This window comes from Pantoea brenneri (assembly GCF_038594305.1).
GTDB classification, from domain to species: domain Bacteria; phylum Pseudomonadota; class Gammaproteobacteria; order Enterobacterales; family Enterobacteriaceae; genus Pantoea; species Pantoea brenneri.
The window spans coordinates 970,886-987,470 of the sequence record NZ_JBCGBG010000001.1 but is presented as its reverse complement, the minus strand read 5'-3'; the positions used below and the strand labels follow the sequence as shown (position 1 = coordinate 987,470).

15 protein-coding genes are annotated in these 16,585 nt (G+C 54.4%); 4 read left to right on the top strand and 11 right to left on the bottom strand.

The window, feature by feature from the left end:
• Positions 1–31 precede the first annotated feature (31 nt).
• The 5 genes from yciH to pgpB form a co-directional block, all read right to left on the bottom strand.
• Positions 32–355 (bottom strand): stress response translation initiation inhibitor YciH, encoded by a 324-nt coding sequence (gene yciH / locus AABB92_RS04520; protein ID WP_031374547.1) that lies wholly within the window; start codon positions 353–355, stop codon positions 32–34.
• Positions 355–1,074, bottom strand: a complete 720-nt coding sequence (gene pyrF / locus AABB92_RS04515) for an orotidine-5'-phosphate decarboxylase (protein ID WP_031374548.1) — start codon at positions 1,072–1,074, stop codon at positions 355–357. The genes yciH and pyrF overlap by 1 nt, the downstream gene beginning before the upstream one ends.
• Positions 1,075–1,272: 198 nt before the next feature.
• Entirely contained in the window at positions 1,273–2,442 is a 1,170-nt protein-coding gene (gene lapB, locus AABB92_RS04510; protein WP_031374549.1) for a lipopolysaccharide assembly protein LapB, read from the bottom strand.
• A gap of 6 nt (positions 2,443–2,448) precedes the next feature.
• A complete protein-coding gene (locus AABB92_RS04505; RefSeq protein WP_031374550.1) occupies positions 2,449–2,757 on the bottom strand; it encodes a LapA family protein in 309 nt (102 codons plus the stop codon).
• A 134-nt stretch (positions 2,758–2,891) separates the two neighbouring features.
• A complete protein-coding gene (gene pgpB / locus AABB92_RS04500) occupies positions 2,892–3,650 on the bottom strand; it encodes a phosphatidylglycerophosphatase B (protein ID WP_031374551.1) in 759 nt (252 codons plus the stop codon).
• A gap of 227 nt (positions 3,651–3,877) precedes the next feature.
• On the opposite strand from pgpB, the gene ribA reads away from it, so the two are divergent.
• Positions 3,878–4,471: a GTP cyclohydrolase II gene (gene ribA / locus AABB92_RS04495; RefSeq protein ID WP_031374552.1), complete on the top strand. Its 594-nt coding sequence runs from the start codon at positions 3,878–3,880 to the stop codon at positions 4,469–4,471.
• Positions 4,472–4,502: 31 nt separating this feature from the next.
• Here the strand turns inward: ribA and acnA are convergent, their stop codons facing one another.
• From acnA to topA, 4 genes are all read right to left on the bottom strand, one after another.
• Positions 4,503–7,184: an aconitate hydratase AcnA gene (gene acnA / locus AABB92_RS04490; RefSeq protein WP_342550263.1), complete on the bottom strand. Its 2,682-nt coding sequence runs from the start codon at positions 7,182–7,184 to the stop codon at positions 4,503–4,505.
• 610 nt (positions 7,185–7,794) lie between these two features.
• Entirely contained in the window at positions 7,795–7,953 is a 159-nt protein-coding gene (locus AABB92_RS04485) for a YmiA family putative membrane protein (protein WP_071778593.1), read from the bottom strand.
• Between the two features lie 494 nt (positions 7,954–8,447).
• The gene (cysB, locus tag AABB92_RS04480) at positions 8,448–9,422 is read right to left on the bottom strand and encodes an HTH-type transcriptional regulator CysB (RefSeq protein ID WP_009089966.1); all 975 of its coding nucleotides are present in this window, start codon (positions 9,420–9,422) and stop codon (positions 8,448–8,450) included.
• Between the two features lie 189 nt (positions 9,423–9,611).
• Entirely contained in the window at positions 9,612–12,209 is a 2,598-nt protein-coding gene (topA, locus tag AABB92_RS04475) for a type I DNA topoisomerase (protein WP_031374553.1), read from the bottom strand.
• Positions 12,210–12,580: 371 nt separating this feature from the next.
• Here topA and AABB92_RS04470 point away from each other — a divergent pair, with 371 nt between their 5' ends.
• Positions 12,581–12,829, top strand: coding sequence for a DUF2498 family protein (locus AABB92_RS04470; protein WP_031374554.1), 249 nt, complete (start codon positions 12,581–12,583; stop codon positions 12,827–12,829).
• Between the two features lie 44 nt (positions 12,830–12,873).
• Here the strand turns inward: AABB92_RS04470 and sohB are convergent, their stop codons facing one another.
• Positions 12,874–13,920: a protease SohB gene (sohB, locus tag AABB92_RS04465; RefSeq protein ID WP_031374555.1), complete on the bottom strand. Its 1,047-nt coding sequence runs from the start codon at positions 13,918–13,920 to the stop codon at positions 12,874–12,876.
• 174 nt (positions 13,921–14,094) lie between these two features.
• Here sohB and AABB92_RS04460 point away from each other — a divergent pair, with 174 nt between their 5' ends.
• Together AABB92_RS04460 and cobO are read left to right on the top strand one after the other, a co-directional pair.
• A complete protein-coding gene (locus AABB92_RS04460; protein ID WP_031374556.1) occupies positions 14,095–14,856 on the top strand; it encodes a YciK family oxidoreductase in 762 nt (253 codons plus the stop codon).
• Positions 14,856–15,446 carry a cob(I)yrinic acid a,c-diamide adenosyltransferase gene (cobO, locus tag AABB92_RS04455; protein WP_031374557.1) on the top strand — a complete coding sequence of 197 codons (591 nt, stop codon included), beginning with the start codon at positions 14,856–14,858 and terminating at the stop codon, positions 15,444–15,446. The genes AABB92_RS04460 and cobO overlap by 1 nt, the downstream gene beginning before the upstream one ends.
• A 49-nt stretch (positions 15,447–15,495) precedes the next feature.
• Here the strand turns inward: cobO and rluB are convergent, their stop codons facing one another.
• A complete protein-coding gene (rluB, locus tag AABB92_RS04450; protein ID WP_031374558.1) occupies positions 15,496–16,377 on the bottom strand; it encodes a 23S rRNA pseudouridine(2605) synthase RluB in 882 nt (293 codons plus the stop codon).
• Between the last annotated feature and the right edge of the window lie 208 nt (positions 16,378–16,585).

Below are 16,585 nucleotides of genomic sequence, written 5' to 3'. Positions count from 1 at the left end.
TCGGGCTACTTCTGTAGCCCGATTTTTTTATTCAGCCGCCCGCCAGTTTAACTTTCATTCCTTTGGCTTCCAGCAGCGTTTTCAGCAGGTCGCGTTTGTCGCCCTGAATCTCAATAACGCCCTCTTTCAGCGAGCCGCCACAGCCGCACTTCTTTTTCAGCTCAGCCGCCAGTTGCGTTAATCCGGCATCATCCATATCGATACCGCTGATCAGGCAGACGCCTTTGCCTTTACGGCCACTGGTCTGGCGCTGAATGCGGACAATCCCATCACCTTTTGGCCGTTCAGCCTTTTGCTCCGGCTGCGTGATGCGGCCGCTGTCGGTTGAATAAACCAGTGGATTATCATTTGCCATTACTTCTCCTCCAGGCTTTGCAGAATGGCCTGCAGTGCCGCTGCCGGATCGGCAGATTGGGTAATCGGACGGCCGATCACCATATAATCCACGCCCGCCTGTTTAGCCTGCAGGGGCGTCATAATACGACGCTGATCGCCGGCATCGCTGCCTGCCGGACGAATACCCGGCGTGACCAGGGCAAAATCCTGACCGATCACCTGTTTGAAGCGGACCGCCTCCTGCGCTGAACAGACCACACCATCAAGGCCGCATTCGCGCGTCAGTTTCGCCAGTCGCTCAGCCTGTTCGGCTGGCGAGAGCGTGATGCCCAGCCCTCTCAAATCCTCTTCATCCATGCTGGTCAATACCGTGACGGCAATCAGCAGCGGTGCCTCTTTACCATAGGGTAGCAGCGCTTCACGTGCGGCGTTCATCATGCGTGCCCCACCGCTGGCGTGGACATTGACCATCCATACGCCCAAATCGGCAGCGGCGGCCACAGCATGCGCGGTGGTGTTGGGAATGTCGTGGAATTTAAGATCGAGAAACACCTCAAATCCGCGCTGCTGCAACGTGGTGACCAGCGAGGGGCCAAACAGCGTGAACATCTCTTTGCCCACTTTCAGCCGGCAGCTGCGCGGATCGATCTGATCGACAAAGCGCAGCGCGCTGTTGATGTCGTGATAATCAAGCGCCACCAGAATCGGCGAAGCGGTCACGGTGTGGGGTGAAGGCATGTCATTTCCTCTGCAGTTGGCACCCGCGGGCGCGATAGACAAACGGCAAGCATTCTACCTGCGGCCTCGGGTCATCACAATCGCCATTCTCCGCCTGCCTGACGTTGCGTGCACCGTTGCCGCATTGGGGTTCAGTAAATATCCTTTAGTATGTTGTAACTATTAAACAGGTTGGCAGCGCACTGTAAGGCGCGGTAATTACTGGCCGTCAAGGCCCCGAATCGGCTTAACCGATGACCAGGTGCGGCACGATGGGCAATGCCAGTAGAGTGCATGGGCAGTAAAGCCACACTTCTGGCAGCGATAGCGCGGTTTAGTACGAATCTGTTCGCCGACCATGTCGCGCAGTACCATCAGACTCTCTTTGGCGCGGCCATCTTCCGCTTCGTGCAGGTGGAAATCCATCAGGCGATGGAATACCCGCATGGTCGGGTGGCGCTGGAGTTGGCGGTTAATGTAGTTCTGCGCCGCTTCCGGCCCCTGCTGCTGTTCAAGAATATCTGACAGATAGAGTTCGGCTGCGGCACCGGTATTCTCTTCGACGCAGCGTTGCAGGAACTCTGCCCAGGCTTCAGGTTGATTGAGCCGCTGGAAGCAGGTTTCGAGCATCGACAGCGTCTCACTCACCAGCTCTTTGTCCTGATCCAGTACCCGCTGCAGGTGACCGACGGCTTTGGCGTAGTCGCCTTTCTCCATCAGAATACGGCCCATCATAATCGAGACGCGCGCGCTCTGACGGTCGGCCGCCTCCCCTTTCTTCAGCAGGCTCATGGCGCGATCCAGGTCGTCGCTGCTCATCGCCTGAAGCGCCAGTTCGCAATAAAAATGAGCGATTTCGCCTTTCTGCTTATCTTTGCCCAGCTTGACCAGCCGCTCTGCCACTTCAATCGCCTGCTGCCAGTCGCTGGTCGCCTGATGGATCAGCAACAGCTGCTGCAGCGCGCCGATGCGGAAATCGGTTTCATCCGTCAGCTGCTTAAACATATCCTCTGCGCGGTCATACAGCCCGGCCGCCATGTAGTCGCGTCCCAGCTGCTGGATCGCCAGCAGTCGCTGTTCATAACTGAGGGAGGCACTTTCCATTAACGCCTGATGGATGCGGATGGCGCGATCGACTTCACCACGCGAGCGAAACAGGTTGCCCAGCGTCAGGTGCGCCTCGACGGTGCCGCTGTCCTCTTTCAGCATATCGAGAAACAGGTCGACCGCTTTATCCTGCTGATTGGAGAGCAGGAAGTTTACGCCAGCGACATATTCGCGTGACAGACGGTTAGCTTCCTGTTGCTTGTCCTGTTGCGCACTGCGGCGGCCCATATACCAGCCATACGCAGCCGCAACCGGCAGTAACAGAAACAGCAGCTCAAGCATCGATGTTTATTCCCGGCCAGCCGGTGAAGATGGCGTTGTCGCTACCACGGTGCTCTGCTCAAGCTGCGTCTGCATACGCTTAATTTTTCGATTGGCATTGGCCAGCGAAACGCGGGTGCGTAACCAGAACAGACCGCAGATCACCCAGCCGAGCACGAAACCTGCACCAAACAGGGTTGCCAGTAAGGTCGAAATGCTGAACTCACCCTGCGCCAGCAGGTAGTTGAAGGTAATAACCTGGTCGTTATGCGCGCCTAGCGTGACGGAGATGATGAAAATGACCAATACCACTAAAAAAATCAGCAAATATTTCACAGTGCATCCTGTTGTGAGGTTGTCAGGTAGAATTATGCCAAAACTCCAGCAAAAATGCTGCTCCCAGCAGCATCGGACGGCCCGCTTTTACGCCAGCCCGATCAATAATATGGGGACTTTATGGCGAATTACAATCAGGGTTCCCGCTGCGCCACCTCTTTTTGCTCCGCCGGCGGCAGGCTGAGTGGACCACAGACGCGCTGGGCCAGCCAGGTCGCGACGGTAACCAGCAGCCACGACAGCACGGTAGCCATCGCCAGATCGCGCGGCCAGTGCATGCCAAGCAGCAGACGACTGGCCATAACGCCCATCGCCCAGAGAAAAACAATCACTACCGTTTTGTAATGGCGACGCGGCCACAGCAACCCGATCGCCAGCAAGGCCCAGCTGGCGGCAAACATGGTATGACCCGAAGGAAAGGCGAAACCGGTTTCGAAGGCCCAGTGGCGCTTCAGCCAGCCGGGTATCCGGGTCTCATCCGCAATTAACGCGGTGACCATTTCGCCGCGCTGCTTGCGCTTCAGTTGATAAAACGCTTTGTCGTCAAGACCGTGGTGCTGTTCCAGCCAGATCACATACGGACGCGGCTCCTGCACCTGTTCTTTAATGAAAGATTTGGTGTACTGTCCGGCCAGGATGGTGGCGTTCATGATCAACAACAACAGGATGGCCGGTTTGAGGCGAAAACGCAGGCACCATAACACCCATGCGCTCAACAGCACGCTGGTCACAATTCCCCACGGATTGGTCACCGTTTCGGTCATCCAGAACAGGCCTTTCAACATCGCGTTGCTTTCACCCGGTTGCCATTGCCAGCCTGATAACCAGACACCGATCGGCATAATTAACAGCAGTAACATCCCGAAGGTGGTACGACGCGAAATTTTATACATCCTTTTCCCTTATATCGACGACAAACAGCGAAACCAGCATAACTTTAGCTTAAAAAAGAATAACATAACCGCTTTTGATTAGATAATTGTGCTTTATCACACCAATTGTTCTGACAGATTACCAGCGCGCCGCTGGGTTGTGGCACAATATTGCACGTTTGTCAGGCCACACTGGCCTGTGCGCTATCATGATGATAGTGCATCCTCTGAAGGTTCTGGAGAGTCACATGCAGCTTAAACGGGTGGCAGAAGCCAAACTGCCCACGCCATGGGGAGATTTCCTGATGGTCGGTTTCGAAGAATTGGCAACCGGACATGACCACGTTGCTCTGGTCTTTGGCGATATTAATGACAACGAGCCGGTGCTGGCGCGCGTTCATTCCGAATGCCTGACCGGTGATGCGCTATTCAGCCTGCGCTGCGACTGTGGCTTCCAGCTGGAAGCGGCGTTGAATGCCATCGCTGAAGAGGGTCGCGGCGCGTTGCTCTATCACCGCCAGGAAGGACGCAACATCGGCCTGCTGAATAAGATCCGCGCCTATGCGTTGCAGGATAAGGGCTACGACACGGTTGAAGCCAACCATCAACTCGGTTTTGCCGCCGATGAACGCGACTTCACGCTGTGCGCTGATATGTTTAAATTGCTCGGCGTAAATGAAGTGCGTCTGCTGACGAATAATCCACGTAAAGTGGAGATCCTCAGCGAGGCGGGGATTAACATTGTTGAGCGGGTGCCGCTGGTAGTGGGTCGCAATCCCAAGAACGCGCACTATCTGGACACTAAAGCGGAAAAGATGGGGCATATACTGCCGAAGTCTTAAATTAAAAAGCCGGGTTTCCCCGGCTTTTTTGTTAGTCCAGCATGTTACGGATCACGTAGTGCAGGATGCCGTCGTTACGGTAATAGGTCAGCTCGTTGCCGGTATCGATGCGGCAGCGGGTATCCAGCTCCTCTTTACTGCCATCAGCGCGGGTTAGCGTCACTTTCACCGTACAGCCTGGCGTCAGCGCGCTCAGGTTCTCTACGTCAATGCGCTCTTCCCCGGTCAGCCCCAGCGTTTTACGGCTTACGCCCTGCGGGAACTCCAGTGGCAGTATCCCCATGCCAATCAGATTCGAACGGTGAATACGTTCAAATGATTCGGCAACCACCACCCGCACGCCCTGCAGGCGTGGTCCCTTCGCCGCCCAGTCGCGACTCGATCCCGATCCATACTCTTTACCGGCGATGACCGCCAGCGGCACGCCTTCCGCCTGATACTTCATCGCCGCGTCGTAAATAGCCAGTTGCTCGCCGCTCGGATAGTGACGGGTATACCCGCCTTCTACGCCGGGTACCATCTCATTGCGAATACGGATATTGGCAAAGGTACCGCGCATCATCACTTCATGGTTACCGCGACGGGAACCGTAAGAGTTGAAGTCGTTGCGCTCTACCCCGTGCGCCAGCAGATAACGCCCCGCCGGGCTTTCAGCCTTGATACTGCCGGCCGGGGAGATGTGGTCGGTGGTGACCGAGTCGCCCAGCATCGCCAGCACCCGCGCGCCACGAATATCCTGCACCGGCTTAGGTTCTTTCTCCATGTCATCAAAGAACGGCGACAGCCGGATGTAGGTTGAGCCTTCGTCCCAGTCGTAGGTCGCGGCTTCACTCACCTTGATCTGCTGCCATTCTGGCGTGCCGTCAAACACCTCGGCGTACTCTTTGTGGAACATGTCGCTGGTGACCTGCTGCACCGCAGTGGAGATCTCTTCTGGCGATGGCCAGATATCCTTCAGATAGACCGGCTGGCCGCTACGATCGTGCCCAAGTGGATCGGTCTGGAGGTTGATCTTCATATTACCCGCCAGCGCATAAGCGACCACCAGCGGCGGCGATGCCAGCCAGTTGGTTTTGATCAGCGGATGGATACGGCCTTCAAAATTTCGGTTACCTGAAAGCACGGCGCCGACCGTCAGATCGCCCTGCTTAATCGCCGATTCAATCTCATCTTTCAGCGGCCCGGAGTTGCCGATACAGGTGGTGCAGCCGTAGCCGACCAGATTAAAGCCCAATTGGTCGAGATATGAGGTCAGCTGCGCCACGGCCAGATAATCAGACACCACCTTTGATCCCGGTGCCAGCGAAGCTTTCACCCAGGGCTGTCGTTTCAGGCCCCGCTCAACTGCTTTTTTCGCCAGTAACCCGGCGGCCATCAGTACGCTGGGGTTGGAGGTATTAGTACAAGAGGTAATGGCGCTGATCACCACTGCGCCATCGGTCAGCGTGTGGGTCAGTCCGGTATTGCTGTCGGTATAGTCGACCGCTTTATGGGGTTTCTGAGCGTGGTTGACCTCCAGTTCATTACTGGCGTCAAAGGCGGCGGGGACGTCACCGAGTGATACCCGGTCCTGCGGACGTTTAGGCCCGGCCAGGCTCGACTCCACATCGTTCATATCCAGCGCCAGAGTACTGGTAAAACGTGGCTCATCGCCCGGATTGCGCCACAGGCCTTGCGCTTTGGCGTAGGCCTCAACCAGCGCCACCTGTTCAGCTTCACGCCCGGTGAGCGTCATATAACTCAGGGTCACTTCATCAACCGGGAAGAAGCCACAGGTTGCGCCATATTCAGGCGCCATATTCGCAATGGTTGCCCGGTCAGCCAGCGGGAGATCGGCCAGTCCGTCGCCATAGAACTCCACGAATTTCCCTACCACGCCGTGCTTACGCAGCATCTGGGTAACCGTCAGCACCAGATCGGTGGCGGTGATGCCCGGGCGTAATTTGCCGGTGAGTTTAAAGCCCACGACATCCGGAATCAGCATTGATACCGGCTGGCCGAGCATCGCCGCTTCCGCTTCAATGCCGCCCACGCCCCACCCCAACACGCCGAGCGCATTAATCATGGTGGTATGTGAATCGGTGCCGACCAGCGTGTCGGGCCAGGCATACTCTTCCCCGTTCAGGGTTTCGTGCCAGATCGCTTTGCCAAGATACTCCAGGTTGACCTGGTGGCAGATACCGGTGCCAGGCGGAACCACGCGGAATTTATCGAAGGCTTTCTGGCCCCAGCGCAAAAAGACGTAACGTTCGTGGTTACGTTCCATCTCCAGCCGGACGTTCTCTTCAAACGCGTCATCATCACCGAAATGGTCAACGGTGACCGAGTGGTCAATCACCAGATCAACCGGCGACAAGGGATTTACCTTCGCGACATCGCCGCCCAGCCGGTTGACGGCTTCACGCATTGCCGCCAGATCGACCACCGCCGGCACACCGGTAAAGTCCTGCATTAATACTCGTGCAGGACGGTAGGCGATTTCCCGATCGGCATGCGCATCTTTTTGCCAGTCAACCAGCGCCTGGATATCTTCCGCGGTCACGGAATCGCCATCCTGCCAGCGCAGCAGATTTTCCAGCAAAACTTTCAGGGATTTGGGTAAGCGATCAATGTTACCGAGGTGTTGAGCAGCGTGGGGAAGACTGAAGATGTGATAATTTTTATTGTCGACCTGCAGTATTTCCTGACTCTGCTCGCGTAGGGTAGACGACATAGCTCCTCCTTTATAATCGTGGTCTTTAAACCTCAGAGAGTTAAAGGTTTATGTTAAAGATAGACCACAAATTCGTTAACGTTTTGATTACAACACAAATTGCTACAATCGGCCGAAACGAAAATGCCCCGTCCGGAGACGAGGCATCAGAAAGAGGTGATTTAATTCAAATCAGAGCGTGATCCACACCGCCGCAGACCAGAACGCAAAGCAAAAGGCATATGCGCTAAGCCAGGACATTTTTATGATATTCATTTTAGTTCACTCCTTCGCCTGAATTTGGCGTACAAAGGCCTGCGATCATCCACTAAGGATGAAACCCGTTTGTGTTACTGAGTGTGGAGTTGGGCTTTTAACGTGCCCGCCGGAGAAACCGGAAAGAAGAGCAAAGAGCAGTAAGAATAATAAACGGTACAGCAAACAGCGTTATTTAGTTTTAGGGTCCAGGAACGACTCGATAAAGTGTCGCTGGTTATCACTCAAATCCCAGGAATCGGGGATAGACACTTTTTCGTCCTTTGCAAGCGGCTCTTTTCCTTTACAGGAAGCGGGCTTGTGCTGACGCGCAGTCAAAGAACGTTTATGGCTGAGTGTGTTTGCCCACATGGCTTTAGCCCCAGATACGCCAGATCATTAATGCAACAACTACCCAGAACAGCGCTGAGGCAGCGAATACGGTCAGCCAGGCTTTGCGGCGGGTGTTGCCAGTGCGCTCAACCTTGGTGCTTTTTGCCGGGAAGCCCGGTTGTACAGTCAGTCGTGTATTCATAGTTTTTGATAATCACTCTCAACAAAATGATTGATAACAACGATTAAGATTTAGGACGAATCCTAAACGCGTTAAGGCCAAAAATCCAGTTATTTTTATTGAGTAAAACGATTAACGCTATTAATCAATAAGGCCTAATCACGTAAGAAATCATTAACCGCGGAACAAACTTTTAATTAAACGATCACATTGTAAATTTGAGTTAATTTACGTTTAGGACCATTCAAAACTAAAGAGCGGATTAAAGAACCTGATATCAGCGGGCTTTTCATCAGGTCTTAACTGGAGTATGGGAATATTCCTGGCGTCCCGCAAAGCGGCAAGGTAAAAAATGTGTAGTAATTCGCATTTAAGAAAGACCAAACCGAAAACATGTGATCGATGTTTCATTTACAAAAAAATAATAAAAACTTTTGAGTCTCATCTGGCGCTAACATCTGGCAATAAAAAAGGCCGCCAGCGGCAGCCTTTAAAATCATTAATGAGTATCAGACTCATTTAAACGGCAGTTTGATGTCCTTAAACATTGCCTCAATATCTTCGTTCGAACGCAATGCCACGGCGGTATCAACCACATCACGCGTCAGGTGCGGCGCAAAACGTTGGATAAAATCATACATATAGCTGCGCAGGAAGGTGCTGCGACGGAAGCCGATCTTGGTGGTACTGTTGGTGAAAATGTCCGCCGCTTCGATACGAATCAGGTCAGGATCTGAGACCGGATCGACCGCCATGCTGGCAATAACCCCGACGCCAAGACCTAATCTTACGTAAGTTTTGATAACGTCAGCGTCGGTGGCGGTGAAAACAATGCGTGGCGTTAAGCCGGCACGGTTAAATGCGGTATCAAGCTCTGACCGCCCGGTAAAGCCAAAGGTGTAGGTCACCAGCGGGTATTCAGCCAGCTCTTCTATCGTCACCTGCCCTTTTCCGGCCAGCGGATGGTCAGCCGTCACTACAATCGCCCGGTTCCAGTGGTAGCACGGCAACATGATCAAATCGTCGTACAGATGCAGTGCTTCGGTTGCAATCGCGAAGTCCGCATTGCCTTTGGATACCGCTTCGGCAATCTGCGTCGGCGATCCCTGATGCATATGCAGCGATACCCGCGGATAGCGCTCAATGAAGCCTTTAATTACGCCTGGCAGTGCATAGCGCGCCTGAGTATGGGTGGTTGCCACATACAGCGACCCTTTGTCCGGCCAGGTGTGTTCACCGGCGACGGATTTAATCGCATCTACTTTGGAAAGCACTTCACGCGCAATGCGGATAATCTCTTCACCGGCTGGCGTCACCTGAGTCAGGTGTTTACCGCTGCGGGCAAAAATCTGTACCCCCAGCTCATCTTCCAGCATCCGGACCTGTTTACTGATGCCAGGCTGCGAGGTGTAAAGTCCTTCCGCCGTCGAAGAGACATTAAGGTTGTGATTAACCACTTCGACGATATAGCGCAACTGCTGTAATTTCATATCTATTCCATCCCGGTAAGTTACAGAGTCGCATCCCCGGTTGACGTATTGTCGCCTTAACAGGGTGAAGAAAAGCCATGCATCAGGAAAGGTCGGAAATGCTATAACCACTATATCATTTTAAGTGTGATTGTAGAACGGATTGATATAAGGCTCAGAAAAAGGCCAGCGAGTGCTGGCCTGATAGGATTACTTCTTCGCTTCCTGCCATTTGCCATCAATGTAGAAGGCGGACCAGCCGGTCGCTTTGCCCTCTTTTTCAGAGGAGACGTACTGCTGTTTGGTTTTGCGGCTGAAACGGACCAGCGTCTTATTGCCTTCCGGATCGGTAGCCGGTGCCTCGGCCAGGTACTTCAGCTTCTCTGGCAGACGGTCACTGAAGCGCTGTAACTCTTCCACCAGCGGCGCACGGGTTTCGCGCGATTTCGGGAAGGTATTAGCCGCCAGGAAGACCCCGGCAGCGCCGTCGCGCAGCACGAAATAGGCATCCGACTTCTCGCACGCCAGTTCAGGCAGCGGGACCGGATCTTCTTTCGGCGGTGCCACTTCACCGTTACGCAGAATCTTACGGGTGTTTTTACACTCTTCGTTGGTACAGGCCATGTACTTGCCGAAGCGACCCATTTTCAGGTGCATCTCGGAACCACATTTCTCGCACTCAACCACCGGGCCGTCATAGCCTTTGATGCGGAACTCACCCTGTTCGATTTCGTAGCCGTCGCATTCCGGGTTGTTACCACAGACGTGCAGCTTACGTTCGTTATCGATCAGATAGCTGTCCATCGCGGTGCCACACTTCTGGCAACGACGACGGGCGCGCAGAGCGTTGGTTTCAGCATCATCCCCTTCCAGAATATTCAGAACTTCATTTTCCGGAATCAGGTTGATGGTCTGTTTGCAACGCTCTTTTGGCGGTAACGCATAGCCAGAACAACCGAGGAAAACCCCGGTACTGGCGGTACGAATCCCCATTTTGCGGCCACAGGTCGGGCAGTCAATCGAGGTCAGCACCATCTGGTTAGGCTGCATGCCGCCCTCTTCAGGATCTTTCTCTGCCCGCTCAAGCTGCTGAGTAAAGTCACTGAAGAAGTTATCCAGCACCGCTTTCCACTGCGCCTGGTTGTTAGCCACCTGATCGAGGCTGTTTTCCATATGCGCGGTAAAATCGTAGTTCATCAGCTCACGGAAGTTCTCTTCCAGCCGATCGGTAACAATTTCACCCATTTTTTCCGCATAGAAACGGCGGTTCTCAACCCGCACATAACCGCGATCCTGAATGGTCGAGGTAATAGCAGCGTAGGTCGATGGACGGCCAATACCGCGTTTTTCCAGCTCACGCACCAGTGAAGCTTCGCTGAAGCGCGCCGGTGGCTTGGTGAAGTGCTGGCCGGGCAGCAGCTGTTGCAGATCCAGCACATCACCTACGCTGACCGCAGGTAAGGTACGATCTTCATCATTCTTACGCAGCGCCGGCATCACTTTAGTCCAGCCGTCGAAGCGCAGCGTACGGCCTTTCGCCTTGAGCTTAAATTCACCTGCAGTGGCGGTAATGGTGCTGGAGTCGTACTGCGCTGGCATCATCTGACAGGCGACAAACTGGCGCCAGATCAGCTGATAAAGTTTCTGCGCATCCGCTTCCATATCTTTTAACTGTTCCGCCACCACTTCCACATCAGAAGGACGAATCGCTTCGTGCGCTTCCTGCGAATTTTCTTTGCTGGCGTAAGTGTTGGCCGATTCAGGCAGGTATTTTTTACCGAATTGACTTTCGATATAGCCACGTGCCATGGCGACCGCATCCTGACTCAGGTTGGTCGAGTCGGTACGCATATAGGTAATGTGGCCGGCTTCGTACAAGCGCTGCGCCATCATCATGGTTTTCTTCACGCCAAAGCCGAGACGGGTACTGGCGGCCTGCTGCAACGTCGAGGTGATATAAGGCGCGCCCGGCTTGCTGCTGGTCGGCTTATCTTCGCGATCGACAATCTCGTAGCGCGCTTTTTCCAGCAGTGCAACGGCGGCATAGGTCTCGTCACGATTGACCGGCCGGAACGCCTTATCCCCTTTGTGGGTGACGTCCATCGACAGTTCGTCGCCTTTCGGCGTGGTCAGCGCGGCGTTAACTTCCCAGTATTCTTCCGGCACGAACGCTTTAATCTCGCGCTCACGCTCCACCACCAGCCGCACGGCAACCGACTGCACGCGTCCGGCGGAAAGGCCACGGGCGATTTTTTTCCACAGCAGCGGTGACACCATGTAGCCCACCACGCGGTCCATAAAGCGGCGCGCCTGCTGAGCATTAACCCGATCGATATTCAGTTCGCCCGGCTTTTCAAACGCCTGACGAATCGCATTTTTGGTGATTTCGTTAAACACCACCCGGCTGAAACGCTTATCGTCGCCACCGATCACTTCCCGCAGGTGCCAGGCAATGGCTTCCCCTTCGCGGTCAAGGTCGGTTGCGAGATAGATGTGGTCAGCGCTGGCGGCTAACGCCTTAAGTTCGGCAACCACTTTTTCTTTGCCAGGCAGAATTTGATAGTCCGCTTCCCAGCCGTGATAAGGGTCAACGCCCATCCGGCTGACAAGTGCTGCTTTCTCATCTTTTTTGACTTTTTTGACTTTTTTATCTGTCGAGGCGTCAGCACTTTTCTTGGCGGTTGAACCACTGGTCGGCAGATCCCGGATATGACCGACGCTGGATTTAACCACGTAGTCACTGCCGAGGTATTTATTGATTGTTTTGGCCTTTGCCGGGGACTCAACAATAACGAGTGCTTTACCCATATTTACCTTTACCTAATGAAAACATCCTGCTTAACGGGAGAGGATTGGATGCCCAAAAACCCATCGGGTTCAATATTGCTGCGCCTGTTTAACATTTCAAGGCGGAGGGGTCAATCTCAGATCAGACGACGTGGCGATATGCAACTGCATGATAAAAAGCGCTTTTTCCATCTGAAATAATCACACATCCCGGTGCAAAATCCCTGAAATCGGAATCGCCCACACTCTACCTGATAAAATCTGTTACGCAACTTAATTAGCACTCAGGTTAAATTTCCGCCAATTTTTCCGCCGTTACGCCGATTTGTCACACAATGCGACACGCAAGTAATATAGAAAGGATTATGGTGCTGTCAAAAAAGGAGCAAACAATGAAGACATTAACCCAACCTATTTCACGCCAGGAATTGCTGGAAAAAGCCAATGCGTTAATCAAACAACATGACGATTATTTTGCCGGTATGCAGGCGGATGAGGTGATTCAGCAAGGTGACGTGCTGGTGTTTCGCGGACCGTTTTTCCTTGATGCAGATGAGTTGCCCACCGCCAGAACCACCACGGTGTTCAACGTGTTCAAACATCTTGCCGTGGTGTTGTCACCGCTTTACCACCTGGAATAAAAAAACCCGGCACAGGGCCGGGTCGGGTCATGTTGTGTCAGCGATTAAAGCAGCGGCTTTTCGCCGCGCTGCCAGAGCTTAAGCAGCAGGCGCTCGGCAACCGACCCGGCACTGTGTGTCATACGGTCAATCATCTTACGACGACGGGCGTAATGCACGCCCAGCACGTTGAACCGATCCATCTGACGGATAATCAGATCGTCGCTGGTGCCGACTTCATCAATCAGTCCGAGATCCAGCGCCTGGCGACCATACCAGTGTTCGCCAGTCGCCACTTTATCAATGTCGAGAGAAGGACGCATCTGATGAACGAACTGCTTAAACAGCAGATGGGTTTCATTCAGATCTTCCTGAAACTTTTCCCGTCCCTCATCGGTGTTTTCGCCAAACAGGGTCAGGGTACGCTTGTACTGGCCGGCAGTATGTAATTCCACGTCGATATCGTTGCGCTTCAGCAGGCGATTAAAGTTGGGGATCTGCGCCACCACCCCAATCGAGCCGATAATCGAAAACGGTGCCGCCACGATACGATCGGCCACGCACGCCATCATATAGCCGCCGCTGGCCGCCACTTTATCCACCGCAGCGGTGATCTGCAGACCGTGATCGCGCAGGCGCTGCAACTGCGATGCGGCCAGGCCGTAGCCATGTACCACGCCGCCAGGACTTTCAAGCCGTAACAGCACTTCATCGCCCGGCTGGGTTACGGCCAGCACCGCCGACACTTCTTCACGCAGCGAGGTGACTTCACTGGCATCCATGCTGCCTTTAAAGTCCAGCACGTAAAGCGTCGGTTTATTCACTTCGCTTTCGCCCTGCTTCGCGGCCCGCTTTTCCGCCTTCGCTTTGAGCTTCTCCGATTTTTTATGATTCTTCAGCCACACTTTTTGCGCCTGCGGTTTCATCTTCGCCAGCTGCAGGTCCTCTTTCATCTGTTGATAGTCATCACCCAGATGCGTCAGTCGCAGCTGACCGCTCTGACCTCGTTTGCGCAACGCGGCATTCATCACAATCAGCACAATTGCAGCAATCGCCACCACCAGCGTCACCACTTTTGCTAAAAACAGTCCATAACTCGAAAGAAGATCCATTGTGTCGCCTTAGTAAACAGAGAATTAGAGACAATGGGCTAGTTTAGCCGTTTTGCCCCCATGCGTCGCCTGAAATGCCAGCAGCTGGCACAGAATGCGCCGGTTGACGATTGCGCCGATTCGCAATTTCAGGCATAAAGCGGAATCATGCTGTTTTCGCTGGAGGATCCCACCGTGCATTATCAACCGAAAAGCGATCTGCTTAATCATCGCATCATCCTGGTCACCGGCGCGTCAGAGGGGATTGGGCGTGAAGCGGCGCTGACCTACGCCCGCTATGGCGCCGAAGTGATCCTGCTGGGACGGAATGCTGACAAGCTGCAACAGGTCGGACAGACCATTAATCAACTTAACAAACGCCCTGCCCACCCGCTGGTGTTTGACCTGGCCGAGGCCACGCCTGAACGCTGTCAACAGCTGGCACACCAACTGGCGCAGCAGTTTTCTCACCTGGATGGTGTGCTGCACAACGCCGGCATTCTCGGTGAGATTGTGCCGCTGGCGGAACTGGATCCGCAGATCTGGCAGCAGGTGATGAAAATCAATCTCGATGCCACTTTTTATCTGACGCAGGCGCTGTTACCGCTGCTGCTGAAGTCGGAATCGGGTTCGCTGGTGTTTACCACCTCGAGCGTCGGCCGCACGGGCCGTGCCGGCTGGGGAGCTTATGCGGTCTCCAAGTTTGCCACTGAAGGCATGATGCAGGTGCTGGCTGACGAGTACAAAAATCATGCGCTGCGGGTTAACTGCATCAACCCTGGCGGCACCCGCACTAAAATGCGTGCCAGCGCGTTTCCGCAGGAAGATGCGAATAAACTGAAAACCCCCGCTGATTTGATGCCGCTCTACCTCTATTTAATGGGCGACGACAGCCGACGTAAAACCGGTATCAGTTTCGATGCTCAGCCAGGCAGGAAACCGGGAGCGGCAGAATAATGGCCGACGATCGCCATCAACAACGCCAGCAACGGTTAAAAGAGCAGGTCGATGCGCGCATCGCCGCGGCCAACGAGGTACGCGGCATCCTGATGGTGTTTACCGGCAACGGCAAAGGCAAAACAACCGCCGCCTTTGGCACCGCCCTGCGCGCCTGTGGTCACGGTAAACGTGCGGGCGCTATTCAGTTTATTAAAGGCGACTGGCCGAACGGCGAGCGTAACCTGCTCGAACAACACGGCGTTGAGTTTCAGGTGATGGCCACCGGTTTCACCTGGGAGACGCAGAACCGGGAAACGGATACCGCGGCCTGTCTGGCGGTCTGGCAGCACGCCAGACGGATGCTGGCTGATGAGACGCTGGATTTGGTGGTGCTGGATGAGATCACTTACATGATCAGCATGGATTATCTGCCGCTGGAGGAGCTGGTTGACGCTCTGCGTCAGCGTCCGGCCCGGCAAAGCGTGATCGTCACCGGTCGTGGTTGTCACCGCAGCTTGCTGGAGATGGCTGATACTGTTACCGAGATGCGGCCGGTGAAGCATGCGTTTGATGCCGGCATTCAGGCACAGCAGGGAATTGACTGGTAGGCAAAAAAAAACGCAGCCCGGGGCTGCGTTTTTAGCGAGGGTAGCGTGATTAGCCGGAGTTGCGTTTGCTGCCCGGATTACGACGTGGGGTGCTGCTCACTTTACTGTGGCGCTTCACCGCACGACGGATCTGGTTCGCTTTGGTACGGCGGCGATCTTTCTCCACCACCAGTTTGGTCACCGTCTCGTCATCCATGCCGACCAGGTTGCGCAGGTAGTTAACCGCCGGCAGATCCAGTTCGGTCCAGCCACCGCGAGGCAGCCCTTTCGGCAGGGTAATATCACCGTAGCGCACGCGCATCAGACGACTCACCTGTACACCGACAGCTTCCCATAAACGACGCACTTCACGGTTACGGCCTTCGGTCAGGGTCACGTTGTACCACTGGTTGATCCCTTCACCGCCGCCGAAACGCAGGGTTTTAAAGGCGGCCGGGCCATCCTCCAGCTGCACGCCCTTGCTCAGTTGACGAATTTTGTCATCGTCAACCTGACCAAATACGCGCACTGCATATTCACGTTCTACTTCACGGCTCGGATGCATTAAACGGTTCGCCAGTTCACCGTCGGTGGTGAACAGCATCAGGCCGCAGGTATTTACATCCAGACGACCCACCGCAATCCAGCGCGATCCACGCAGGCGTGGCAGTCGGTCAAATACCGTTGGGCGTCCTTCCGGGTCGCTACGCGTACACAGCTCGCCTTCCGGTTTGTAATAGGCCAGCACCCGGCAGACCTCCGCCGCTGACTCAGCGATGGAGACCAGATGGCCATCAATACGGATTTTCAGGGATTTGCTGCTTTCGACGCGGTCGCCGAGGGTGGCAATTTTGCCATCGACGCTGACACGACCGGCGGCAATCATAGATTCGATTTCACGACGCGAGCCATGACCGGCACGCGCTAAGACTTTCTGTAACTTCTCGCTCATTGAGCTTCCTCTTTGTCGCCTTCCCAGGCGTCACGGTAGGGTGGGAAATCTTTTTAAATCAATAGGTTAACTTAAAAAGTTTGGCCCATTATACAGACATTTACCCCTGATGTAACGCGCTTTGTGGTTAACAGAGTCAATTTAAGGATAGCCGGTCTGGCTGACTTTTTCCGCCGTTAAGTCGGGCAAACTGGCGAGTGCATCGTGG